The organism is Arthrobacter sp. AL12, assembly GCF_029960645.1.
Lineage (GTDB): Bacteria > Actinomycetota > Actinomycetes > Actinomycetales > Micrococcaceae > Arthrobacter.
The window spans coordinates 127,141-150,407 of the sequence record NZ_JASBQY010000008.1; the positions used below are offsets into that span (position 1 = coordinate 127,141).

The window sequence follows — 23,267 nt, forward strand, 5'->3', positions numbered from 1 at the left end:
AAGACCCCCGCCGGCCGCCACCATTGGGTGGCGGCCGGCGGGGGTCTTTGCGGCTCAGGCTCAGGCGGAGGGGAGCGGCTTGGCGTCCTCCGCGGCGGCGGACCGGGTTCCAGGGGACTGGGGAACCGTGCTGGGGGCGTGGGAACCGAGGGCAGGAGTGTCCGCCGCAAGCGGGTACTGGGCCGGGGCGGTGCTGCGGTACAGCAGCATCGCGCCCGCGGTCAGCGCCGCCAGGTACGCCAGCGCCAGGACCACCCAGCCGAAGGGCGGCTGCCAGAGCGGGGCGGTGATCATGTCGCCCCAGTTGGCGGGATCCTGGATGCCGATCACATAGCGGCGGAGGCCGTACACAAAGCTGTAGAAGTGGCCGAACACCATCAGCCCCAGCAGAATCTTGATTCCCCGGCGCAGAGCCACCGAGTTGCCGACCGCGCAGTGGCGCAAGGCGACGCCGCAGGAGGCTATCAGCACCACGACCAGGGCCAGGATGTACCGCCCCTGCCAGATGATTCCGACGTCTTTCGCCAGCGGAATCTGCAGCAGCGCCGGAAGGGCGATGACCCCAACCAGCAGGAAGCCGACGGCCAGGCGTCCCGCGCGGTTGGCCGCGGACAGGGCCGCCACGATGCTGCCGCCAATCAGGGCTGACCAGATTACCAGCACGCCGGAAGGACCCAGCGTGTCCAGCCAGCCCAAATAAGAGACGTAGCCTGCAGCGAAGTCAAAGGTCTTGTCCAACATGATGGCGGCGACTTCCAGCGGGGTCGCGTCGATGCCCTGGCCCATCAGGTTCTGCAGGCTGTCGGCGGCTTTGAGCCAGAGCAGCGAAAGCGCGCATCCGAAGCCCACGACGGCAACCATCGCCCACAGGAAGCGCTGCCGCCGGACGGCCAACAGGGGCCCCAGCCCGAAGAGGAGCAGCGACCCGGCTACGGCAAGGGCCAGCCACACCAGTGACGCGGCACGGGTGTTGGCCAGGACGGCGGCAGAGACGGCCGCCATGGCAAGCGGCCCCGCCCACGCTCCCTTGGTACTGATCCGCTCCCAGCTCAGGCACAGGCCGGTGAAGACAGCCAGCGACGACGCAATTTCCAGGGCATTGGGGTTCACCGCTCCGGCGAGGAACAGCACCATCGGGGTCACCGCGAAACTTCCGATGAACAGCGGCAGGCGGCGCCGCTGCAGACCTCCCAGCGCTGAAAACGCCAGGGCCAGGAATGCGGCGCTCAGCAGGCCACTCACGACCCGCATTCCATAGATCGCCTTGGCGCCGGAGAGAACCAGACTGGGCAGGCCGGTCACCGCGTAGTACATGGGGTTGTAATTGCCGGCGCTCGTCAGCGCCTTTATGGGAGTCTCGTCCGCGGGCAGCTGCGGGCTGCAGTCGGCGGCGATTGCCGGCTTGAATGCGTAGCATGACGAAAGGCCGTCGACGGAGGCAATATATACCGGGACGACGACCTGGGACCGTTCGCCCTGGGCCGTGCCCGATTCGCCCCGGAGTTGGCCGCGGACCACGGCACCGGCTTTGATCGTGTGCGCCTGCTCGTCCGGGACGGAAATCAGGGGGCTGGCCAGGGACCAAAGGGTGGTGAGTGTCGCCAGCACGGCAAATGCCGTCAGAAAGCGCAGCAGCCCGGGGGACATGGATCCGAGTTTCACGGGAAGGATAGTTCTCTCTGTGGGGGCCGGAGGTCTGGATTAACTCTACTTGCTGCCCGCCGGGACAACGCGAGGTGGACAAGACCCACGTCTGGTCTAGACTGTTTTGGTGTCATTGGGCGAGTACGGTGCCCGGCACTCCAACGAGTACAGGCGGTAGTTTCGAATCATGCAGGGTAGTTCTCTAAGCCTGGTTGACCGTCTGAAAAATATCGTGCACAACGGATACCTCGTCAAATTCCTTGTCGTCGGGGTGGCATCGTTCGCCATTGACCTGGGCCTACTGGCGTTGCTCCACGAGGTCGGGGGAATGGACCTGTGGATCGCCACGCCGATCGCATTCCTCGCCAGCCTGGTCTTCAACTTCCTGGTCCAGCGAAAGTTCACCTTCCAGTCCGGCGCACGCGCGCACGTGAGCTTCCTGAAATACGGCGTCCTGGTCATTTTCAACCTCGTAGCCATCGACGTCATCGTCAACCTTTTTGCTGCCTCGGGCGTCTCCTACGCTGTGGGCAAAGTGGTTGCCACCGTCGTCACGACCGCTTGGAACTTCCTGCTGTACAAATACTGGATTTTCAAACCGCGCCCCGCGGATTCCGCGGACGGCACTGCCTCCGCCGAAGCGGCCGAAGCAGTGGCCAAGCCTTCTTCCCAGGACTAACTCGCGCCCTGCCGGCCGGGCCTGGACCAGCGGATCAGCTGCTGTCCGCTGAACAGGTACGCGTATAGTGCCGATGCGCCGACGTAGACCAGGGCGGCATAGGCCAGGGTCAAGAGGATCCATCCCAACGGCGGCTGCCAGCCCGGATGGGTGATCATCACCTGCCAGTTGCTGGTGTCGCGTAGTCCCACCACGTACCGGCGGAGGATGTACACAAAGGTGTAAACGTGCGCGATCGCGCCTACGGTGACCACAACGCGTGCGAGGCCTCGGAAGCCGGGAGTGGGGTTGAAGCTGCGGAACCGGATGGCCATCCCCGCGGCTATCACTGTAATCACAAACAGCGGAAGGTTGTAGCGGCCCTGCCAGATGTAGCCCACCGTGGTGATGAGGCCCGCCTGGACGACCGCGGGGACGAGTGCCAGGGCGCCGAGGGCAATCCAGAAACCCACCGCGTTGCGCCTCGGCCGCGCCATGAAGGGAACGAGCAGGGCGAGTATCAGGAGCATGCTCCAGAACTGGATGACCGCTTGTGGTGCCGGTACTTCCAGCCAGCCCATCACCCCGATGTATTGAGGCACGAAGTCGAACGCCCGGTCCAGCATAGTCAGGAAGGCCTGATGAGGCCGGGCGCCTTCCACGACGTTGGAGATTCCTTCGGGGGCTGCGGCTGTGGACCCGGGAGCGAAGAGCATCAGGACAATCCACAGCATCCCGAGTCCCATGGAGACCACTATGAAGGCGATCGCGGCGAGCACCCGGCGGTCGCGGAACAGGCTCCAGAGACTGCGGAGCCCGTAGAAGGACACGGCGACGATGAACGCCACCAGCAGCCAGACCAACGAAACGTTGCGGGTGTTGGCAAGGACGGCCGCTGAGACGCCGACGGTGACGATCGCCGGCTTCACCCGGGACGGGTTTCGGGCATTCTCCAGGCACACCAGCAGGCCGCAGAAGACCGCCATGGTCGCGGCGACTTCCAGGGAGTTGGGGTTGATGCCGGAGCTGAGGAAGAAAACCATCGGCGTCAAGGCCACGGCGGCCGCCGTGACCGGCCATTTGGGCCGTTTGAGCCGGGTAAGCGCCGTCAGGCCTGCCGCCAGGAAGGCCGTAGCGAGGAGTGCGCTGACAATTCGCATGCCCAGCAGGGCCGGGGCCCCGGTCAGGAAGAGGCTGGGGAGACCCACCAGCCAGTAGTACATCGGGTTATACAGGCCGGCGGACGTCACGCCCAGAGTGAGGTAGTTATCGTCTGTGGGGATCGCCGGCGCGCATGAGGCCGTCACGTCTTTCTTGAACGCAGTGCATGTCTGGGCGGAGAGGTTCGCGATATAGGAAGGGACCTGGACGTGGACGCCGTGGCCGTAGGACTGGCCTTCCTGGACCATGAACTGTCCCCGTGCGACTGCCGCGGCCTTGATCGTGTGGGATGGCTCATCCGGGTAGGCCATTAGGGGCGTGGCCAGTACCCAGAGCGAGGCCATCAGGGCAAACAGCGCGAAGACGCGAAAGAAGAGCCTGACCGGGCCGCCGGCAGCGGCCCGGTCGGCCGCGGTCGTGACGTTTTGTGCGCTCCCCGGGCTACCGGCGGTGCCTGGCCGGGTGGAAAGGAGTCCTGAACTACTGGTTGACATTGTCTGCCGCCTTGATTGATTCGAGTGCGGACTTGGATTTCTTCAGGGCCTCAACACTGGGGCTGCCGACCTGCGCGAAGTAGGTGGAGTTGGCTTGTCCGCCTTCGCCGTTCACGTAGAAAGCCCACGATCGGACCAGCCGGGTGAGCGCTTCGTTTTGGTAGGCGTGGCAAAACGCGTGGTATCCGACGAAGCCCAGCGAGTAGCCGGGGCTTGTACCGGGGTGCAGGTTCAACTGGACGCCGCCGCCTGGCGCCCCTGTGACGTCGCCGCTTTCTACGGCGGTGGCGAGGGCGTCGTTGGTGGCGGTCACGAATTCGTCGCCAAACTTCAGTGTCGCAGTGGAAAACCGGGTGCCGATCTCGGCCCGGTCCATGAAGGAAACTGCCCCGGCGGTGTCATCCACCTTGGTGGCGAGGTCCGGGTAACTGGCTACGGACTCGCCCGCGGTCCCGTCGGGCCATGTCTTGTCGATATCCATCCCCCCACTCATGCCGGAAGCAAGGTACTCGCCGACGGCGTGGGTCAGCCCGGAGTCATTCTTCGCCCATACGGGCACGACCTCCAGATCGGGCAGATCGGTGTCCGGGTTCAGCGCCGCGATCCTGGCGTCATCCCAGCGGGTGATGGCGCCGTCGAACATCGCAGTAAGGGTGTCCGGGTCCAAGCGGACATTGCGCAGGCCAGCGACGTTGTAGGAGACGCCGATCGCCGTGACCGACGTCGGAACCGCCAAGGCTCCGCTGGCGCCGCAGGCTTGCTTGGACTTCTCCCAGTCCTCCGGCGTGAGCTGTGAATCGATACTGGCGAAGTGGGCCATGCCCCGGAAGAGGGCGTCACGGCCGATCGCATCGCCGTCGGGAGAGTAACGCATCGAGGTCCCCGGGAAATCCTTGGACCAGCCCTGCTGCCATGCTGAGAGGGGACCGTTTTGGCTGGAACTGCCGATGGCTGTCAAGGAACCGACGACGCCGGAACCCGCCTCGTCCGCTGAGCAAGCTGTCAGTCCGAATGCGCAGATGGTGGCCATGAGGACCAACCTCCGCCCCCTGTGCGTGGGTTTCATCCGGCCTGTCTCCTCAATGCTCTAGCTGGCGGGCCGCGCCCGCGACCCCTATATACCTTAGCCGGTGAACCAGTCCGCCGCCTTGAGCACGGTTGATGTCCGTGGCCGCGGGAGAGTCAGAACTTCAACGCCAGGGTGCGCGGAAGATAGCCTTCACTCGGGTTCATTCCCGTGCCGGCATAGTTCCAGAGCGATCCGTCAGTTTTGCGCGCCACGAGGTCCGGATAGGCGTCGGCGTTGAGGTTCGCCGCCCCGAACACCGCGTCGTAGCCGCTCCAGTTCGTCGCGATACGACGTGCTCCGGCGGGTTTGCCAGACCCGTCGCCTGGGTACAGCCACACCGTCCCGTCGGCCGTCCGGGCCAGGAGGTCGTTCTTGCCGTCGGAGTCCACATCACCAGGGCCGGTGATCTGGGCGAAAGCCTCCCAGCCAAAGTCTCCAACCTTCTGGGCGGGCAGGTATCCGTTGTTTGCCGCGTCCACCTTGCCCGTGCCGCGGTAGAGCCAGATCGAGCCGTCGCCCCGCCGGGCGAGGAGGTCGTTCTTCCCGTCTACGTTGAGGTCGCCCGTGGCGGTCAGCGCCGTGAAGGCTTCCCAGCCGAAGAGGCCGATCCGCACCGCGGGCTTGTAGCCATTGCTCGTTGAGTCGACTCTGCCGGTGCCGGCGTAGAACCAGAGCGAACCGTCCCGGCCCCGGGCCACGAGGTCGTTCTTGAGGTCTCCGTTGAAGTCGCCCACGCCAAGGAGGGCGCTGAAAGCGTCCCAGCCGAAGTCGCCGATCTTCCGGGCGGCACTGTAGTCGCCGCTGCCGGAACCGGGATAGAACCACAACGTGCCATCCGGGCGGCGGGCCAGGAGGTCGGCCTTGCCGTCTCCGTTGAAATCGCGGGTGCCAACCAGGGCGTCGAAGGCGTCCCAGCCGAAGTCGCCGATCTTCCTGGCCGCCTGGTAAGCGGGCTCGCGCATGGCCGTGCCGGCATAGAAGTACACGCCACCATTGGAGTCGCTCGCGACGAAGTCGGCCATCCTGTCCCCGTTGGCGTCCCCGGTACCGGCAATGTGCTCGTAAACGCCCCACCCCGAACCTATCTGGCGCGGGTTGATGAGTGCCCCGCTGCCGGTGTTGGAGTAGAACCAGAGCGTGCCGTCGGGACGCCGGGCCGCAAGGTCGCTTGTGCCGTCGCCGTTGTAGTCCTGGATCGCTATGAGTTGGTCAAAGACCTCCCAGCCAAAATCAGTTTGGCGGGAGGACCCGGTACTGCCGGTGCCGGTGCCGGAATACAGGACCAGCTTCCCGTCCGGCTTCCGGGCCAGGAGATCGGACTTGCCGTCGCCGTCGAAGTCCCGGACGCCCAGCAGCGAGTCAAAGCCATCCCAGCCGAACTCCCCGATCTTGACGGCGGGGCGGTAGCCCTCGTCGGTTGCCGACACCCGTCCGGTGCCCGCGTAGAACCAGAGTGACCCGTCGAGTTTCCTCGTGACCAGGTCGTTCTTTCCATCGGAGTTGTAGTCCCCCACACCGAGGACCCGGTCATAGATCCCCCAGCCGGAACCGATCCGCCGCCCGGCCAGATACGCCCCGGCGCCATTGCCGGGGTAGAACCAGAGCTCTCCGTCGGACTTGCGCTGGATGAGGTCGGGGGTGCCGTCTCCGTCGAAGTCACCCGGAGACACCAGCAGGCGTGTCGAGTCGGTCGCGACCGGCGGGGCGGGCGCGACCGGCGGGGCGGGCGCGACCGGCGGGGCGGGCGGGGGAGGCGTTGCCGTGCCCGTGGCGAACCGCTTAAGCGAGGCGTAGTCCCCGTTCCAGACGTTGGAGTCCCCGCCGTTGGCGAAAGGTCCGGACTCGCTGTACTGCCAAAAGCTGAAGTTGGTCCAGCTGGAGGGCAGGGCGCCCGGGCTGTCGCTGGGCGAGCCAGGCCAGCGGGCGATCCACAGCGGCCAGTCGCCGAAACCGGAGGGTCCGCCGGTGCAGTAGTTCCACCACGTGGTGGTGGTGTACATGACCGGCAGCCGGCCGGTCAGTGCCTTCATGGTGTTGCCGAAGTCGCGGGCCCATGACGTCAACTGGGCGGGCGTCATATCGTAACAGGTGTTGCCCTGGTAGTAGCCGCCAATGGTCTGCCCCGCGTAGGGGTTTCCCTCAAAGTCGAGCACGGGGGGCAGGGTGTACCCGTCGGTGCTCCAGCCGCCGCCGTTCTGGGCGAAGATCCGGGCCTGGTCAGCGCCGGAGGAGGCCGCGGGGTTGGCGAAATGGTAGGCGCCGCGGATCATGCCAACAGCCCTGGAGCCCAGGTACTGGTCGCCGAACGTGGTGCTGGTGTAGTAATTCCCCTCGGTGGCCTTGATGTAGGCGAAGCGGGCGCCCATGTTCCACTGGGTCTGCCAGTTGATGCCGGCCTGGTACTTGCTGACGTCGAGTCCCTGCACGCCGAAGCTGGGCATCCAGGTGCCTTCCGTGGCCAGCGCCTCAGTGGCCACGGCCTTGCTGCCGTCAATCGATCCGCCGGCGGCACGTGTTCCCTGCCCCATCTCGGCCCCGCCGGCCTTGGTGGCCTCGGCCATGGCGCTCCGGTAGGCCTGGGACGATCCATCGACCGTGGCCGGGCCCGTGCTGGCCTGCAGAGTGGGCACAGGTGTCGTTGTGGTCCGGGCGGGCGAAGCCGTGGATTGGACCGTTGCGGTCGGAGGCGCTGTCGTGCCACCCGTTGCGGCAGCGGGTGCCGTTGGTGTCGGCTCGACGGCGGCTGCCGGAGTGGCCAGGCCGGGAGCCGCGATGAGGGCGACGGCCAGCAGCGCGGCCCCGACCCGGCTGCCGAGGTGACTGTTGGGGGGAAATAGGGTCCGCTTCATTCGTCGCTCCGGAACAACACGCTCGTGGCAGTGTCATAGTGATCTCGCGCCCGGTGGACTCTGACGAAGCTGCCCGGATTTGAGAATGTCTGACTTGTCGCGCTCACCCTAACACCGCCGGTTAGGCGGAACCAGAGTTTCTGTTGTTACTGGTGGGACAAATGTGAAGAACTCCCGCGGCGGTTTTCCACATGCCACCCTGCAGGCCCTTGTTCGGCGGCCCGCCCACCCATAGCTTTAACCCAATTGCAGCGCCCCGGGGGACAGGGCGGCAGTCATATTGGGGGCCACGGTGGAGGCTGTACATATTGTCGAGGATGAAGTCCGCGAGTTGATGCGCCGGCGCGGCCTCGACCCCCTCAGCCAGACAGGTGAAGTCCGCCGCCTCGTTGAGGCAGCGGTGCTGGATTACGATGAGCGAGCCCTGTTGGCGCCACTCCCACCGATCGGTCCGCTGGAGAATGCCCGAAGGTTCGTCTTCGACGCCGTGGCGGGGTTCGGGGCCCTGCAGCCGCTGCTGGACGATCCCGCCATTGAGGAGATCTGGCTAAACGCTCCCAACGAGATCTATGTGGCTCGGAACGGCGAATCCGAGCTGACCTCGGTCTCGCTCACGGACCAGCAGGTCCGGGACCTCGTGGAACGGATGCTCAAAAGCTCCGGGCGCCGCCTCGACATGTCGTCCCCGTTCGTGGATGCCGCCCTGCCCGACGGTTCCCGCCTGCATGTTGTCATCCCGGATGTGACGCGGCGGCACTGGGCGGTCAACATCCGCAAGTTCGTGGTGAAGGCCAGCCGGCTCGAGCATCTGGTGGAACTGGGCACGCTGACGCCCCAGTCTGCCCGGTTCCTCGGCGCTGCCGTGGCCAGCGGGCTGAACATCCTGGTTTCCGGTGCCACCCAGGCGGGCAAGACCACCATGCTCAATTGTCTGGCGGCCAGCATCGGAACCCGCGAGCGCGTCATCACCGTCGAGGAGATCTTCGAGCTGCAGTTTCCGCTGCGGGACGTTGTCGGGCTGCAGTGCCGGCAGCCGAATCTGGAGGGCGAAGGCGAAATCCCCATGCGCCGGCTGGTCAAGGAAGCACTGCGCATGCGGCCCGACCGGCTGGTGGTGGGCGAGGTCCGGGAGGCCGAGAGCCTGGACATGCTGATCGCTTTGAACTCAGGCCTGCCCGGGATGTGCACCGTCCACGCAAACTCGTCCCGCGACGCGGTGACCAAGATCTGCACGCTCCCGCTGCTTGCAGGCGAGAACATCTCGAGCGCCTTCGTAGTTCCGACTGTCGCGTCCTGCATCGACCTTGTGGTCCACTGCGCCCGCCACGCCAGCGGGCGGAGGGAAGTGACGGAGATACTGTCCTTGGGCCGGAGGGTGGAGAACGGCATCATCGAGTCGTCCATGGTGTTCGCCCTCGCTGAGGGCCGGCTGCAGCCCAGGGCCAACTCGATGCCGTCCGCCGAGAAGTTCGCCCGGGCAGGGTACGACGTCGCAACCCTGCTGGAGCCACGCTGATGGCGGCGCTGCTGGGCATCCTGGCCGGTGCCGGATTCCTGCTGATCTGGTGGTCGGCCTGGGAGCAGCCGAAGGCGGCCAGCCGCCGGCCTGGACCCAACCGCCTGGAGGATTTGCTGCGCTCCGCTGGAATCGAGAGGGTCAGCGGGCCCGGCCTGCTGGCGAGCTGCCTGGGCGTCGGAGCGTTCACGACGCTCATCTTCTTTGCGGTGACCAGGTCGTGGCCGATCGCAGGCTGTTTTGGCCTCTTCGGGGGGTGGCTGCCCTTGGCCATCGTGAAGTGGCGCGCGCGGAAGCGCACCGCTGTTCTGCGCCAGCTGTGGCCCGACGTCGTTGACCACCTCCGCTCGGCGATCCGCGCCGGACTGTCGCTGCCGGAAGCCCTCATCCAATTGGGCGACAAAGGTCCAGAGGAACTCCGTCATGTGTTCCGCGAGTTCGGCTCCGACTATCGCTCCGGAGGGCAGTTCGATCCCTCCCTGACCCGGCTGAAGGACCGGCTGGCAGATCCGGTCGCCGACCGGATCGTGGAGGCGCTGCGGCTAACCAGGGAAGTGGGCGGCTCGGATCTCGGCCGGCTGCTGGGCACGCTGGCGGAGTTCCTGCGCGAAAGTGCCCGGACCCGGAGCGAGCTTGAGGCCCGGCAGTCCTGGACCGTCAACGCCGCTCGGCTGGCGGTGGCCGCCCCCTGGATCGTCCTGATGCTGCTGGCTAGCCGGCCCGAGGCGGTGGCGGCCTACAACACCCCCCTCGGCGCCGCCGTTTTGATTGGCGGCCTGGCCGTGTCCCTGGTCTCCTATGCCGTCATGCTGCGCATTGGAGCGCTGCCGGCAGACGAGCGGGTCCTCCGATGACAGGGCTCATGGCGGCGGCTGCCGCCTGCGGCGTGGTCCTTGGCTGCGGTGCCTGGTTGTTGCTGACCAGGCTGCCGTTCATGCGGCCGACCACCTTCGTGGAGCGTATCGGCCCGCAGCTGAAGTCGCACAACCTGCAGTCCCGGCTCCTGCTAGCCGCGCCGCGAAACGTCACCCCGTTCGGTCCGCTGGAGCGAATCCTGCGCCCGGTCCTTGGCGACGCCGTCTCGCGGCTGGGACGGCTGAATCCCGGCTCCGCCGCCCTGGACCGCCGCCTGACGAGGGCCGGGGGCGATAAGTCGCCGGCGGATTTCCGGGCAGAACAGCTTCTCTGGGGCGCGGGCGGTTTTGTCGCGGCGGTCGGTGCCGTGATGGTCTCGGGCGCGGCCGGACGGTCCAGCCCCCTGCTCGCCGTAGTGCTGGTGCTTGGCAGCGCCGCCGGTGGATTTCTGCTGCGCGACTACCTGCTGGGCGCCCAGGTCAGGAAGCGCGAAGCGCGCATGATGGCGGAGTTCCCCAGCATCGCCGAGCTCATGGCCCTGGCCGTCAGTGCGGGAGAGAGCGCCACGGGGGCACTGGACAGGGTGTGCCGCAGTGCCCGGGGAGAGCTGTCCAAGGACTTCACCCGCGTGCTGGCCGAGACCAGGGCAGGGAAACCACTGGTGGAAGCCCTCCAGGAGTTCTCATCCCGGACGGAGCTTGGCCCGTTGCTGCGTTTCGTGGACGGGTTGATTGTGGCGGTCGAACGCGGGACGCCCCTCGCTGATGTGCTGAGGGCCCAGGCCCAGGACGTCCGGGACACGGCAAAGCGCGAGCTGATGGAGTCGGCGGGCAAGAAGGAAATCGGAATGATGGTTCCCGTCGTTTTCGGCGTCCTGCCACTGACTGTCGTGTTCGCGGTTTTTCCAGGACTGGCCGCCATCAGCATGGGTTTGTAGCAACCGTCAAAGGAACGGCAGCGAAGGCGCAGGAAGACAAACGAAACACCAACCCAAGGGGGAGAACGTGAAACGGATCCTTAACCGCATGGCGCAGTTGCTGTGGACCATCAGCCTGGTGCCCGGGGTCGCCAGGACGCATTCGGCCAGTGTCCTGAAGCCCGAACGGCCCGGGGATCCCCGCGAGCGGGGCGATGTGCCGGGTTGGGTGATGATCACCCTGATGTCCGCCGTGCTCGTCGCAGCACTCCTCGCGATCGCCGTCCCTGCCCTGGAAGGACTGTTCAACCAGGCCATGGACAAGGTCGGGCAGTAGCGCGTGCGCCTGCCCGGCGCCGGCTGGGGCAAAACTGAGGAACGAGGGTCGGCGGTGGTGGACTTTGTCCTCGTGGCAGGGCTGCTGACGCTGTTGTTCCTTGCTATTGTCCAGCTCACCCTCGTTCTGCACGTCAGGAATACGCTGATCGACGCCGCGGCGTCAGGCGCCAGATACGGCACCCTCGCGGACCGTAGCGCCGTTGACGCCAGGGAACGGACGGCGCAGCTGATCGGCGTCGCACTCAATCCTGCGTTCGCCCAGGACGTGACGACGACCGAAGCGACGTACCAGGGCATTCGTACCCTGGAAGTCACGGTCCGCGCGCCGCTGCCCGTGATCGGTCTGATCGGGCCCCGCGCAGTCCTGGAGGTGAAAGGGCATGCGGCCATCCAGCCCTGACGCGCCTGACGCGCCTGAAGCTCTTGACGCACCAGGCCGGCGGCCCGTGGGAGAAACCGCGGAGATAACCACCAACGGCGTCGGCGATGCCGAAAGGGGAAGCGCTGTCGTGGAGTTCACGTTCCTGTCGGTGCTCCTGATGGTCCCCCTGGTCTACTTCATCATCACCATGGGACAGCTCCAGGGCGGCTCCTTCGCGGTCGTCGGTGCCGCGGACCAGGCTGCCAAGGTCTACGTCGCCCAGACGGATGCCGCCGCCGGCCGGGCCGCCGCCGAGCAGGCCGTCCTGCTGGCGCTCGCCGACCATGGGCACGCCGCGTCGCATGCCCGGGTCGAAACCAGCTGCGCCCCCGCGGAATGCCTGGCCGCCGGCACAGCCGTGACGGTCACCGTCCATCTGACGGTGCCGCTGCCGTTCGTCCCGTTCAGCGAGGCGCTGAACCTGAATGCCGGGCAGCTCAGCGCCTCCGCCACCCAACTGGTGGGCCGCTTCCGATGAGCCGTCCCCGGAGGCAGCGCCGCGGGCGCCCGCGGCAGGGCCGGGAAACGGCTCCGCCACCCCGAGACCAGGGCAGGGAGGCCGGGCAAATAGCGGTGTTGATCATCGGCTTCGTGTTGCTCGCGCTGCTTCTTATGACCGTGGTCGTCGCCGCCTCCAGTGTCTACATCGAACACAAGAAGCTCCTGTCGCTGGCGGACGGCGCCTCGGTGGCCGCCGCGGACAGCTTCACCCTTGGGCAGCTCAAAACGGGCGGCGGCAGCCCCACCGCCGTCCTCAGCGGAGCCCGCGTGCGGAGCGCCGCCGTCGAGTTCCTGGACCGCAGCAGCGCCTCGGGCCGATTCAGCGCCCTCGCCGTCGGGCCGGGAACGGGCAGTCCGGACGGTTCCACTGCCGTCGTGGTGCTCAGCGCCGCCGTCCACCCGCCCGTGGTCAATTTCCTGGTCCCCGACGGCATCAGGATCGAAGCGAGTTCGACGGCGCGTTCCCGGCTCACGCGGTAGCCGTTAGGCGGGCCCTGCAGCCCAGCCCGGGCGGGCCCTGCAACCCAGTCCGGGCGGCTCGCACGGATAGCGTAGGCTTAAAAAACCATGGCAAACATTGATTTTCCCGCAGAAATCCGCGCCCTGCGCGCCACCTACGCCTCCATCGAGAACGTTTCGAATGTCGAGGCGCTGAAGGAAGACATCGCCGAACTGAGCGAACGCGCCGGCGAACCCAATCTGTGGGACGACCCCGCGGCCGCCCAGGTCATCACCTCAAGGCTCTCGCACCGCCAGTCCGAACTGGCCCGTCTGGATTCCCTCACCTCGCGGATCGACGATCTTGAAGTCCTCGTCGAACTGGGCCAGGACGAGGACGACGCCGACTCCATGGGTGAGGCCGCCGTTGAGCTGGAATCGATCCGCAAGGCGCTGAAGGAGCTCGAGGTCGTGACCCTGCTGTCCGGCGAGTTCGACGAGCGTGAAGCCGTCGTCACCATCCGGGCCGGCGCCGGCGGCGTGGACGCCGCGGACTTCGCCGAAATGCTGCTCCGGATGTACCTGCGCTGGGCCGAACGCCACGGCTACCCCACCACCATCATGGACACCTCCTACGCCGAAGAGGCCGGGCTGAAGTCCGCCACCTTCGAGGTCAAGGCCCCCTACGCCTACGGCACGCTCAGCGTCGAGGCCGGCACCCACCGCCTGGTCCGGATCAGCCCCTTCGACAACCAGGGCCGCCGTCAGACCTCCTTCGCGGCCGTCGAGGTCATCCCGCTGATCGAGCAGACGGACTCCATCGACATCCCGGACAACGAGATCCGCGTCGACGTCTTCCGTTCCTCCGGCCCCGGCGGCCAGTCCGTCAACACCACGGACTCCGCCGTGCGCCTGACCCACATCCCGACCGGCACCGTGGTGTCCATGCAGAACGAGAAGTCCCAGCTGCAGAACCGGGCTGCTGCCCTGCGTGTGCTGCAGTCCAGGCTGCTGCTGCTGAAGAAGGAACAGGAGGACGCGGAGAAGAAGGCGTTCGCCGGTGATGTGAAGGCCTCCTGGGGCGACCAGATGCGCTCCTACGTCCTGAACCCCTACCAGATGGTCAAGGACCTCCGCACCGAGCACGAGGTCGGCAACACCTCCGCCGTGTTCGACGGCGAGATCGACGACTTCATCGACGCCGGCATCCGCTGGCGGACCGACAACCGCAACGCGGACAAGTAGCCTCGGGCTAATACCCGCCGACGGCAGAGCTGCCCCGGCTCCTTTGACGCGCGCCGCTACTGCCTCTTGGGCCACACCTGCCCCTCGGGTCTAATCCTGCGACACGCCCCGGCGCTCGGGCCGATCCGCCCGGACCCGTGCGTATAGTCGAGAAGCCGGAGCTCTACTTCCCCCACTAGAAAGCCCGCGCGCCGGCAGCAGAACAGGGCCGTACCCGTCCACGTCCTGCAGGGTACTTAGGGCCATGATCCGTTTCGAAAATGTCACCAAGGTCTATGACCAGAAGGCGCGACCCGCGCTGGATTCGATCAACCTTGAGATCGACCGCGGCGAATTCGCCTTCCTCGTCGGGGCCTCCGGGTCCGGCAAGTCCACCTTCTTGCGCCTTGTCCTCAAAGAGGACCGGGCCTCCTCCGGCGCCGTCTACGTCGCCGGCCAGAACGTAGCGAACATTTCCAGTTGGCGCGTGCCCCGGCTCCGCCGCGGGATCGGCGTCGTGTTCCAGGATTTCCGCCTGCTTCCGCAGAAGACCGTGTTCGCCAACGTCGCCTTCGCCATGCAAGTCATCGGCAAGAGCCGAAGCGTCATCCGCGACACCGTTCCAGAGGTCCTCAAGACCGTCGGCCTCGAAGGCAAGGAAAACCGCCTGCCGCACGAGCTCTCCGGCGGCGAGCAGCAGCGCGTGGCGATCGCCCGCGCCGTCGTCAACCGGCCGGGTATCCTGCTCGCCGACGAGCCCACCGGTAACCTGGACCCCACCACCTCCATGGGCATCATGGGGGTGCTGGACAAGATCAACCAGAACGGCACGACCGTCGTTATGGCCACGCACGACGACGACATCGTCAACGAGATGCGCAAACGCGTCGTCGAGCTCCGCAACGGCGTCATCATCCGGGACGAGGCCAAGGCCCTCTACACCTCCATGATTCCGATCGTCGGACAGTCACGCCGCCTGCGGGATGCGAGCGGGCGGGAACCCGAGCCTGCTGCCGTCCCGACCGCCGTCACCGGGGTCGATGCCCGCGCCGCAGGGGAGGGTCAGCTGTGAGGCTCCAGTTCGTCCTCGCCGAGATCGGCAGCGGCCTTCGCCGCAACCTCTCCATGGTGGTCTCGGTCATCCTGGTGACGTTCGTGTCCCTGACCTTCGTCGGCGCCGCAGGCATGCTGCAGCTGCAGATCAACCAGATGAAGGGCTACTGGTACGACAAAGTCCAGGTCGCCATCTTCCTCTGCAGTGACGGGTCGACGGCGGCCGGCTGCGCCACCGGCCCGGCCACCCCGGAACAGCAGGACAATCTGGCCAAGCTGCTTGAATCGCCCGCCGTGGCCCAGTACGTCAACGACTTCCAGTTCGAGTCCAAGGACGACGCGTACAAGCACTTCAAGGAACAGTTCTCCAACTCCCCGATTGTGGACTCGGTGACGCCGGACCAGCTTCCGGCCTCATTCCGGATCAACATGAAGGACCCGGAGAAGTACCAGATCATCAGCGAGACGTTCTCCTCCCAGGCCGGCGTCGAAACCGTGATCGATCAGCGCCAGCTGCTGGAACGGCTTTTCTCGGTCATGAACGCGGCGTCGCTCGTGGCCGTCAGTGTCGCCGGCGTGATGATTGTCTGCGCCATTCTGCTGATTGCCACCACGATCCGGCTCTCGGCCTTCAGCCGGCGCCGGGAGACCGGGATCATGCGCCTGGTCGGGGCATCGAAGATAGTGATCCAGCTGCCGTTCATTTTGGAAGGCGTGATTGCCGCCGTGATCGGCGCGGCGCTGGCTTCGGCAACGCTGTGGGCCGTGGCGCACTTCTTCCTCGGCGGCTACCTGTCCCAGCAGTATCCGGACACCGCCTTCATCTCCGCAGCTCAGACGCTGATCCTGGCGCCGGCCCTGATCGGTCTCGGCGTCCTGCTGGCAGGAGTATCATCACTCCTGACCCTCCGGCGATACTTGAGGGTCTAGCGTGCGCAACGAAAAGGGAATACCCATGACACGGATGCACCGACCCGCCCCCCGGCCGGCTTCGAACCGGCTCCCGGCGGCGGTCCGCCGCAGCCGCTTTGTCAGCGCCGCGCTGACGCTCGTCCTGGCTGCGAGCCTGGGCGCACCGACCCCGGTGGCGTTCGCCGATACCCTCGAGGACCAGCAGGCCGCCCTCCGCGAGGAAGCAGCCCGGGTCCAGCATTCCCTTGAATTCGTGGACTCCAGGATCGCGCAGGCCGCCTCGGACCTCGTCCTGTACCAGGGCCAGCTCCCCGGAGCGCAGCAGGCCCTGCTGGAGGCCCAGGGCCGCGTGGCCAGTGCCGTCAAGGAGGCCGAGGCCCTCGCCGCTCGCGTGGACCTGGCACAGCAGAACAAGGCCAAGATCACCCAGCAGCTTGAGACAGACAAGCAGAAAATCGCCGACACCAAGAAGCTGATCGGACAGATCGCCACCCAGGCCTACAAGTCCGGCGGTGTGCCCTCCAACCTTTCGCTGTTCTTCGGCTCGAACAGCGGCGGCAGCCTTACGGACACCATCGACCTGGCCGACCAAGCGATGCGCAGCCAGAACTCCGCAATGGACAAGCTCACCCAGCAGAACGCCACCAACGTCAACTCCCAGGCCAGGCTCGAAGCCGTGGAAGTCGAAATAAAGGATCTCAAGGCCAAGGCCGACGCCGCATTGGCGCGTGAACAGGCTGCTCGTGACGAGGCCGAGGCCAAAAAGGCCCAGGTGGACCAGCTCATCGCCGACACCGCCCGCCTCGACGCCGAACTCCAGGCCGCCAAGCCCGCCATTCAGACCCAGATCGCCCAGGTAAAGGCCCAGCAGGACGCCGTCGCGGCGGACATCATCGAGCGTGACCGCAAGCTGCGTGAGGCCTGGGAAGCCGAGCAGCGGCGGATCGCCGAGGCCGCCAGGGCAGCTGCGGCAGCCGCCGCCGCAGCCGCCGAGGCGGCCGCCCGTGCCGCCGGGCAGGTCAGGCCGCCGGCGCCGGCCCCGGCACCGTACGTCCCCGCCCCGCCCGGAAACCCGTCGGCGTTCGGGTTGCGGCACCCCTTCAACGGCGTGCGGATCAGCTCCGGCTTCGGCTGGCGCGCCACTCCTCCGGGCACCACCGACTTCTACGGCCAGGGTGGCTACATGCACACCGGCATCGACTTCGCCGCGGCCTGCGGTACGCCGGTCTACGCCGCCGCCGCGGGCAACGTGTTCTCCGCGGGCTGGGCCAATGACGGCGGCGGCAACAATGTGAAGATCTCGCACGGCGTCGTCCAGGGAAACTCACTGACCACCATCTATTACCACAACGTCAGCGTGACTGTTTCCCCCGGACAGCAGGTCAGCCAGGGACAGCTGATCGCCTATTCGGGAACCACCGGCAACTCCACCGGCTGCCACTCGCACTTCGAGACCTGGCTCAACGGCCGGGCCGTGGACCCGATGAACCTGCTCTGATCCGCCCGGAGCGGAAGGCCCGCGGCCGGGCTGCGGCTCTGCCGTAAACTGGAAGAAGCCCGCGCCGGCCCGGCAGCGGGCCCACCCATCGATTCAAGGAGTTCTACCGTGCCGAAAGAAAGTGGCCGCAAGGTAGTGGCCACCAACCGCAAGGCCCGGCACGACTACACGATCCTCGACACCTACGAGGCCGGGATCGCGCTAATGGGCACCGAAGTGAAGTCCCTCCGTGAGGGCCACGCCTCCATGGTCGACGGCTTCTGCACCTTCTACAACGACGAGCTGTGGATGGAGGGCATCCACATCCCCGAGTACCACCAGGGGAGCTGGACCAACCACGCCGCGCGCCGCCGTCGAAAGCTGCTGCTGCACCGCGACGAACTCACCAAGATCTCGCACAAGATCCGCGAGTCCGGCTTCACGATCGTCCCGCTCCAGCTGTACTTCCTGGACGGCCGGGCCAAGGTGGAGATCGGCGTCGCCCGCGGCAAGAAGGAATACGACAAGCGCCAGACCCTGCGCGAGCAGCAGGACAAGCGCGAGGCCCTGCGCGTCATGCGCGAGCGGAACCGGCGCTAGGGACCTGCCCCCCGAAACCGACGGGAATGATTCTGCGGGGACGTGCGTTATGCTAATAGTCCGGTAAGGAACGGCGCGTACACCGCAGTAGCGGTCAAGCGCCAGAACTGTTCGGTTTGATAAAAAAATACGGGGATGATCGGTTTCGACGATGTTAGTCGCGACAGGTGAAGCGGGCCGAGGATGCAGAATTATCTCGTAAACGCTGTCTGCAAACCAATAAGTGCCGAATCAAAACGCACTGACTTCGCTCTCGCTGCCTAAGCAGTAAGACAGTCCGTCAGCCCGAGGTTGCTATTGCCCCGGATCCTGGCGTCATTTAGATAGCCACTGCTGTTTACCCCCGTCATCGGGGTAAACGGGACTCTTTGATGACTGGGCCCGGATCAGCCAGCTGTTTGCAGCATGGCTGGGGCCGAGAAAATCCGACGCAAACTGCGCCCGGAGAAGCCCTGACAACACGACATCGGACGGGGGTTCAATTCCCCCCATCTCCACCATCGGAGCGCCGGAGACGGTGCTCCACCCCGTAAAGTTCCACACAAAAGGCCGGAAGCGTCAGCTTCCGGCCTTTTGCTTTGCCTGCACAGCCCGGCTGGTGGGCCGTGCTCAGCGCTTCTTGATGTGGGCGACGGGGTCCGTGTGCGTCTCCGCGACGTTCTTGGACTTCTTCTCGGCCCGTTTTTCCTTGATGGTTTTCACCGGCTTCTTGGCCATGCTCCGGTGCGGCGTTTTGTCAGGCATGTCGGCGCTCCCTAACGGCAGGGGGCCGGGATGGCCCCGTGATATTAAGTTACGCCTCGGGCACCGCAACGTCCACGATGCCGACGAAACGGCTCCCCACACCCTCATACTCGCTGCGGACCAGCCCCGCGGCGACGCCCGGGACCTCGTACGGCGCGTGGTGGGCGCAGCACACGTAAGTGAATTCCGGCCACCACTTCTTCGGCCGGGCTGCCTCGGAGAACCCGCAGACCGCGCAGGTCAGCTGGACCCAGATGGGGCGCTTGCCGGTGCGGTTGGCCTTGGACTGGACGAGCCAGGCCGGCGGCTTGTCCAGGAGGTCGCCGAGTTCGGTCTCGCTCAGCCGGGACGGGATGCCGTGACGGTGGGCCATTTCCAGCGGAATGTCGAGGATCTGGGCTGCTTCACGTCGGGTAACCATCCTTCAACGATACGGGATGGGACGGCCCCCGGATCGCCGTCAGGGCGCCGGAGTTAGGCTCGTCACAGCCCCGTGAGGGCGAGGCCGAGCGCCGCCGCCGCCAGGCCGGCGACAAGGTTCGCGGCGACGTTGAGGGCGGCGGCGCGGTAGCGCGTCTCGCTGACCAGCCGCACCGTGGCTGTGGTCCAGGAGCTGAAAGTGGTGAGACCACCGGCGAGCCCGGCCGTGAGGCCGGACTGCCACTCGGCCCCGAGTCCCAGCTGCGCGGTGATCCCCAGTGCGGCGCCGATGATGAAGGAGCCGGTCACGTTGACGGTGAGGGTCGCCCAGGGCCAGTGCGGATGGCGCCCAGGGTGGTGCGCAAACCAGGAGTCGACGGCGAACCGCAGCAGGGCGCCGGCGACGCCGAAGACTCCCACCAATGCAGCGGTGATCATACGGCGCCACCGCCCAGGTCGGCCAGGGCCTTGCCGGTTTTCCAGCCGGCGGCCGCGGCGCCGAGACCCAGGACCAGCGACAGGGCCAGGTAGGCCAGCCAGCCGGCATGGAAACCGGCACGGAACTGCTGGTCGATGGCGAACACCACGGCCGAAAAGGTGGTGAAGGAACCCAGCAGTCCGGGCCCGAGCCCGGCCCTCAGCCAGAAGGCTGTTTTCGGCCGTGCGATCCAGACCGTCGTGAGGGCCGCCAAAACAAAGCTGCCGACGACGTTGATCACCAGGGTGGTCCAGGGGATGGAGCCTGCTGTCTCCGGGAACACCAGGCCGGCACCGTAGCGCAGTTCCGTTCCGATCAGGCCGCCGACGGCGACGGCCGCCCACGCACGCCAGCCGCTAGTTTCGCTCAAGGCTGCAGCTGGGATGGCCGGACTCGCTGTGGACCCAGAGAGCGGAGGCGACTTCCTCGGCGAGGTCGAACTCGTGCCGGGCCGCACCGGATCCGATGCGCACCACCAGGGCGCCGCCGAACGGCCTGCGGCCCAGGACCTCGACCTCGGCGTCCAGATCGATCTCCTCGGCCGACAGGTAGCGCAGCAACTCGGGGTTTTCGTCGCTGATCCGGGTGATCCGGCCCGTGTGCCCGTCGTCGAGTTCGCTCATCCGGTGGGCCGCTGGCACCTCGACGGAGCCATCCGCCGCCGGAATCGGATCGCCGTGCGGGTCCCGGACCGGGTTCCCCAGCTTGGCTGCCATCCGCTCGATGAACGTCTCCGAGACGGCGTGTTCCAGGAGTTCGGCCTCGTCGTGGACCTCATCCCAGCGGTAGCCAAGCTCCCGGACCAGGAACGTTTCAATGAGCCGGTGCCGCCGGACCATGGACAGCGCCAGCCGGACGCCGTCGGGCGTCAGCGTGATGGCGCTGTAGGGCTGGTGGTCCACGAGGCCCTGGTCCTTGAGCTTGCGGACCATCTCGGAGACCGAGGAGTTGGCAACGCCGAGTCGCTGGGCCAGCTGGGTGGAGGTGATGGGCTTGTCCTGCCACTCCGTAAAGGAGTAGATGACCTTGACGTAGTCCTCGATCGAGGAGGAGGGCAGACTGGTCTTCACAGTTTCCAGCCTACCGTCAGGCGGCGCCGGAGACCGTCAGGCCCGGACGGCCCGCCAGCTCTGCGTCAGGTAGGGGACCGGGAGGATCTCGCCGCGGTCGTGGCCGAGGTGCTCGTGCAGATACCACTCGAGGTTGTCCAGGACCCTGGCCCGGGTCGCCTCACCGGCCGCCAGGTAGTAGCTGCGGGACTTGGTCAGCTCGATGATGTCCGCGGTGCGCACCGGATCTTCCCAGCGGGTGAGGTGGCTCTCCAGCCCCGTGAATTCCGGGCCAACGGGCGGTCTGAAATCCGGTTTGTGGACGTCGCCGGCGTGCATGATGCGCGAGAGGCGGTGCACCCAGGGGACGGACGTGTCCAGCTGGTTCCAGATCAGTCCCAGCCCACCGTGGGGCCGGAGGATCCGTGCAATCTCCGTGCTGGCCAGCAGCGGATCGCACCAGTGCCAGGCCTGGGCGACGGTCACGAGGTCGAACGCACCGGCGGGCAGCCCGGTGTGCTCGGCGGCCCCGACGACGGCGGTGATGCCCGGAACCGTCCGGCGCAGCTGTTCCAGCATGTCGGCGGAAGGGTCCACCGCGATCGTGTGCAGGCCGCGCCCGACCAGCAAGGCCGTGAACTTACCGGTTCCGGCGCCGAGGTCCGCGGCGTCCTTAGCGCCCGCGGGGATCAGCCAGTCGGCCGAGTCGGCGGGGTATCCGGGGCGGACGCGTTCGTAGTGTTCCCCGCCGCCCTGGAAGCTCAGCCCCAGCTCCTGGCGGCGTTCCTGATGCAGCTTGGGTCCGCCGCGTGCCACGTGCGATCTCCTTCGGCAGGTCCGGGTGGGTACCATTTGAATTTACCGCACGCGGCAGGGCCGGTGGTTTCCCACCGGATCCGTCCGGGCGTGCCCTGACCCGACAGGTGCCCCGTGGTATGCCACCGGACCCGCTAGTCCTGGGTGCAGGGGGCCGCACCGGCGGTGCCTGGCGTGTTCGGGGCCCAGTGCGGGTAGCTGCGGGTGTCGTTGGCGGGCACCCAGCGTCCGGCATCCACGACGTAGTCCCAGCCAAGGCCGGTCCGGCGCAGCTCATGGAGGGCCGCTAGCAGCCGCTCCGCGTCCTCCAGCCGGGAACCCAGGCCGAAACTGGCCCGCAGGGAGCCCGAAGGCAGCCCGAGCCGCCGGAGCAGGGGGTGCGCGCAGAAGCGGCCGTCCCGCAGCCCGATGCCGTGTTCAGCCGACAGGTACGCCGCCACGAGGCCCGCGTCGTAGCCTTTCACCGAAAAGTTGACGACGCCGATCGTGCCGGTACCCGCGCCGGTATCCTCGTCGTTGGCGGGCCCGGCGCCTGCCGGATAGTCGAAGGACGCACTGTCAATGAAGATCTGGTGGACGCTCACGCCGTCGATCCGGGCGAGGCCCTCGACGAGGAAGGACCGGATCGCGTTTTCGTGCGCGTGCCACTGGTCCACGTCCAGGTCGGCGATCACCTGGGTGGCCCGGGCCAGGGCGGCGGCGCCGAGGACGTTGGGGGAGCCGCCTTCGTGCCGGGCGGGGCCGGTGGTCCAGCTGACACCGTCGATCCGGGCGTCCTGCACGGCCCCGCCACCGGCCAGGTGCGGGGTGCCGGCGTCCAGCCAGTCGGGGCGGCCGACCAAAACCCCGGCGCCGAACGGTGCGTAGAGCTTGTGCCCGGAGAAGGCGAGGTAGTCGACGTCGTCCGCGGCGATGTCGATCCGCCGGTGCGGCGCCAGCTGGGCGGCGTCGACGACGATCCGGGCGCCGTAGTCGTGGGCCAGGGCGGCCAGGGACCGGATCGGCAGGATCTCGCCGGTGACATTGGAGGCGCCGGTCACGGCGAGCAGGCTGACGCCGCCGTGGGCGAGCTCCGCACGGAGCAGTTCCAGGGTGGCGGCGAGCGTGGGGGCGGCGATGACGCTGCGGTGCGGGACGCGCTGCCACGGCAGCAGGTTGGCGTGGTGCTCGATGTCGAGGTAGAGCACGTCGCCGGTGTGCACGCCGTCCACGGCGGGCAGGCAGCCGGCCAGCAGGTTCAGGGAATCGGTGGTGTTCCGGGTGAAAATTACCGCATCCTCCGGCCGGCCGCCCACGAAGTCGCGGACAATGGTGCGGGCGTTCTCGTAGACCGAAGTGCTGATCTGCGAGGCGTAGCCGGCGCCTCGGTGGACGCTGGCGTAAAACGGCAGGATCTCATTGAGGTAGGCCGAGACGACCGACAGGGCAGGGGCCGAGGCGCCATAGTCCAGGTTGGCGTAGCGGACGTGGCCGCCCTGGATCAGCGGTGCCTGGATCTCGGCGCCGGTCACTGCGGCCAGCGGCCGGCGGGCCAAGGCGAACCGCTCGTCGGGACGGGCCTGGCTGTCGCTGGCCTGGAATCCAGGAGTGGCGGGAATGGTGGCAGTCGTCATGGGACCTCGCTCGAAAAGGA

The 23,267-nt window shown here is 67.0% G+C and carries 24 protein-coding genes and 1 other RNA gene; 14 read left to right on the plus strand and 11 right to left on the minus strand.

Translation table 11 applies throughout. The features are described from left to right. Positions 1–60: 60 nt before the first annotated feature. Positions 61–1,662: a DUF2142 domain-containing protein gene (locus QK291_RS11040; RefSeq protein WP_282381684.1), complete on the minus strand. Its 1,602-nt coding sequence runs from the start codon at positions 1,660–1,662 to the stop codon at positions 61–63. 169 nt (positions 1,663–1,831) lie between these two features. Here QK291_RS11040 and QK291_RS11045 point away from each other — a divergent pair, with 169 nt between their 5' ends. Then, the gene (locus QK291_RS11045) at positions 1,832–2,323 is read left to right on the plus strand and encodes a GtrA family protein (protein ID WP_282381686.1); all 492 of its coding nucleotides are present in this window, start codon (positions 1,832–1,834) and stop codon (positions 2,321–2,323) included. Here QK291_RS11045 and QK291_RS11050 read toward each other — a convergent pair. The 3 genes from QK291_RS11050 to QK291_RS11060 form a co-directional block, all read right to left on the minus strand. Next, positions 2,320–3,957: a DUF2142 domain-containing protein gene (locus QK291_RS11050; protein ID WP_282381688.1), complete on the minus strand. Its 1,638-nt coding sequence runs from the start codon at positions 3,955–3,957 to the stop codon at positions 2,320–2,322. The genes QK291_RS11045 and QK291_RS11050 overlap by 4 nt on opposite strands. Further along, positions 3,944–4,987 (minus strand): substrate-binding domain-containing protein, encoded by a 1,044-nt coding sequence (locus QK291_RS11055; protein ID WP_282381690.1) that lies wholly within the window; start codon positions 4,985–4,987, stop codon positions 3,944–3,946. The genes QK291_RS11050 and QK291_RS11055 overlap by 14 nt, the downstream gene beginning before the upstream one ends. Positions 4,988–5,139: 152 nt before the next feature. Further along, positions 5,140–7,656 carry a GH25 family lysozyme gene (locus QK291_RS11060; protein ID WP_282381692.1) on the minus strand — a complete coding sequence of 839 codons (2,517 nt, stop codon included), beginning with the start codon at positions 7,654–7,656 and terminating at the stop codon, positions 5,140–5,142. Positions 7,657–8,167: 511 nt separating this feature from the next. Here QK291_RS11060 and QK291_RS11065 point away from each other — a divergent pair. From QK291_RS11065 to ssrA, 13 genes are all read left to right on the plus strand, one after another. Further along, complete coding sequence (locus QK291_RS11065; protein WP_282381694.1) at positions 8,168–9,391, plus strand: ATPase, T2SS/T4P/T4SS family; 1,224 nt, start codon at positions 8,168–8,170, stop codon at positions 9,389–9,391. After that, positions 9,391–10,245, plus strand: a complete 855-nt coding sequence (locus QK291_RS11070) for a type II secretion system F family protein (RefSeq protein WP_282381695.1) — start codon at positions 9,391–9,393, stop codon at positions 10,243–10,245. Before QK291_RS11065 ends, QK291_RS11070 begins: the two co-directional genes overlap by 1 nt. Beyond that, positions 10,242–11,183, plus strand: coding sequence for a type II secretion system F family protein (locus QK291_RS11075; protein ID WP_282381697.1), 942 nt, complete (start codon positions 10,242–10,244; stop codon positions 11,181–11,183). The genes QK291_RS11070 and QK291_RS11075 overlap by 4 nt, the downstream gene beginning before the upstream one ends. A gap of 67 nt (positions 11,184–11,250) precedes the next feature. Further along, the gene (locus QK291_RS11080; RefSeq protein ID WP_282381699.1) at positions 11,251–11,499 is read left to right on the plus strand and encodes a hypothetical protein; all 249 of its coding nucleotides are present in this window, start codon (positions 11,251–11,253) and stop codon (positions 11,497–11,499) included. Between the two features lie 57 nt (positions 11,500–11,556). Further along, on the plus strand, positions 11,557–11,901 hold the full coding sequence (locus QK291_RS11085; RefSeq protein WP_348994572.1) for a TadE family protein: 345 nt from the start codon (positions 11,557–11,559) through the stop codon (positions 11,899–11,901). 46 nt (positions 11,902–11,947) lie between these two features. Beyond that, positions 11,948–12,400 carry a hypothetical protein gene (locus QK291_RS11090; protein ID WP_282381703.1) on the plus strand — a complete coding sequence of 151 codons (453 nt, stop codon included), beginning with the start codon at positions 11,948–11,950 and terminating at the stop codon, positions 12,398–12,400. Positions 12,401–12,489: 89 nt separating this feature from the next. After that, positions 12,490–12,903, plus strand: coding sequence for a pilus assembly protein TadG-related protein (locus QK291_RS11095; protein ID WP_282381787.1), 414 nt, complete (start codon positions 12,490–12,492; stop codon positions 12,901–12,903). A gap of 87 nt (positions 12,904–12,990) precedes the next feature. Beyond that, entirely contained in the window at positions 12,991–14,106 is a 1,116-nt protein-coding gene (gene prfB / locus QK291_RS11100) for a peptide chain release factor 2 (protein ID WP_282381705.1), read from the plus strand. A gap of 244 nt (positions 14,107–14,350) precedes the next feature. Next, complete coding sequence (gene ftsE, locus QK291_RS11105; RefSeq protein WP_282381707.1) at positions 14,351–15,157, plus strand: cell division ATP-binding protein FtsE; 807 nt, start codon at positions 14,351–14,353, stop codon at positions 15,155–15,157. After that, on the plus strand, positions 15,154–16,068 hold the full coding sequence (ftsX, locus tag QK291_RS11110) for a permease-like cell division protein FtsX (RefSeq protein WP_282381710.1): 915 nt from the start codon (positions 15,154–15,156) through the stop codon (positions 16,066–16,068). Before ftsE ends, ftsX begins: the two co-directional genes overlap by 4 nt. Before the next feature lie 34 nt (positions 16,069–16,102). Then, positions 16,103–17,548: a M23 family metallopeptidase gene (locus QK291_RS11115; RefSeq protein WP_282381789.1), complete on the plus strand. Its 1,446-nt coding sequence runs from the start codon at positions 16,103–16,105 to the stop codon at positions 17,546–17,548. Positions 17,549–17,656: 108 nt separating this feature from the next. Continuing rightward, entirely contained in the window at positions 17,657–18,127 is a 471-nt protein-coding gene (gene smpB, locus QK291_RS11120) for an SsrA-binding protein SmpB (RefSeq protein ID WP_226759107.1), read from the plus strand. Between the two features lie 131 nt (positions 18,128–18,258). Continuing rightward, positions 18,259–18,627, plus strand: a transfer-messenger RNA (tmRNA) gene (gene ssrA / locus QK291_RS11125). A 109-nt stretch (positions 18,628–18,736) separates the two neighbouring features. On the opposite strand, the gene QK291_RS11130 is transcribed toward ssrA, so the two are convergent. From QK291_RS11130 to QK291_RS11160, 7 genes are all read right to left on the minus strand, one after another. Then, positions 18,737–18,871 carry a hypothetical protein gene (locus QK291_RS11130; protein ID WP_282381717.1) on the minus strand — a complete coding sequence of 45 codons (135 nt, stop codon included), beginning with the start codon at positions 18,869–18,871 and terminating at the stop codon, positions 18,737–18,739. A gap of 49 nt (positions 18,872–18,920) precedes the next feature. Next, complete coding sequence (locus tag QK291_RS11135; RefSeq protein ID WP_282381719.1) at positions 18,921–19,292, minus strand: hypothetical protein; 372 nt, start codon at positions 19,290–19,292, stop codon at positions 18,921–18,923. A 62-nt stretch (positions 19,293–19,354) separates the two neighbouring features. Further along, the gene (locus tag QK291_RS11140; RefSeq protein WP_282381721.1) at positions 19,355–19,729 is read right to left on the minus strand and encodes a CrcB family protein; all 375 of its coding nucleotides are present in this window, start codon (positions 19,727–19,729) and stop codon (positions 19,355–19,357) included. Further along, positions 19,726–20,139: a CrcB family protein gene (locus tag QK291_RS11145; protein WP_282381724.1), complete on the minus strand. Its 414-nt coding sequence runs from the start codon at positions 20,137–20,139 to the stop codon at positions 19,726–19,728. Before QK291_RS11145 ends, QK291_RS11140 begins: the two co-directional genes overlap by 4 nt. Beyond that, a complete protein-coding gene (locus tag QK291_RS11150) occupies positions 20,126–20,839 on the minus strand; it encodes a metal-dependent transcriptional regulator (protein WP_282381726.1) in 714 nt (237 codons plus the stop codon). The genes QK291_RS11145 and QK291_RS11150 overlap by 14 nt, the downstream gene beginning before the upstream one ends. Positions 20,840–20,875: 36 nt before the next feature. Next, positions 20,876–21,634, minus strand: coding sequence for a class I SAM-dependent methyltransferase (locus QK291_RS11155; RefSeq protein ID WP_282381729.1), 759 nt, complete (start codon positions 21,632–21,634; stop codon positions 20,876–20,878). 134 nt (positions 21,635–21,768) lie between these two features. Further along, the gene (locus tag QK291_RS11160; protein ID WP_282381731.1) at positions 21,769–23,247 is read right to left on the minus strand and encodes an aminotransferase class V-fold PLP-dependent enzyme; all 1,479 of its coding nucleotides are present in this window, start codon (positions 23,245–23,247) and stop codon (positions 21,769–21,771) included. Positions 23,248–23,267: the final 20 nt, after the last annotated feature.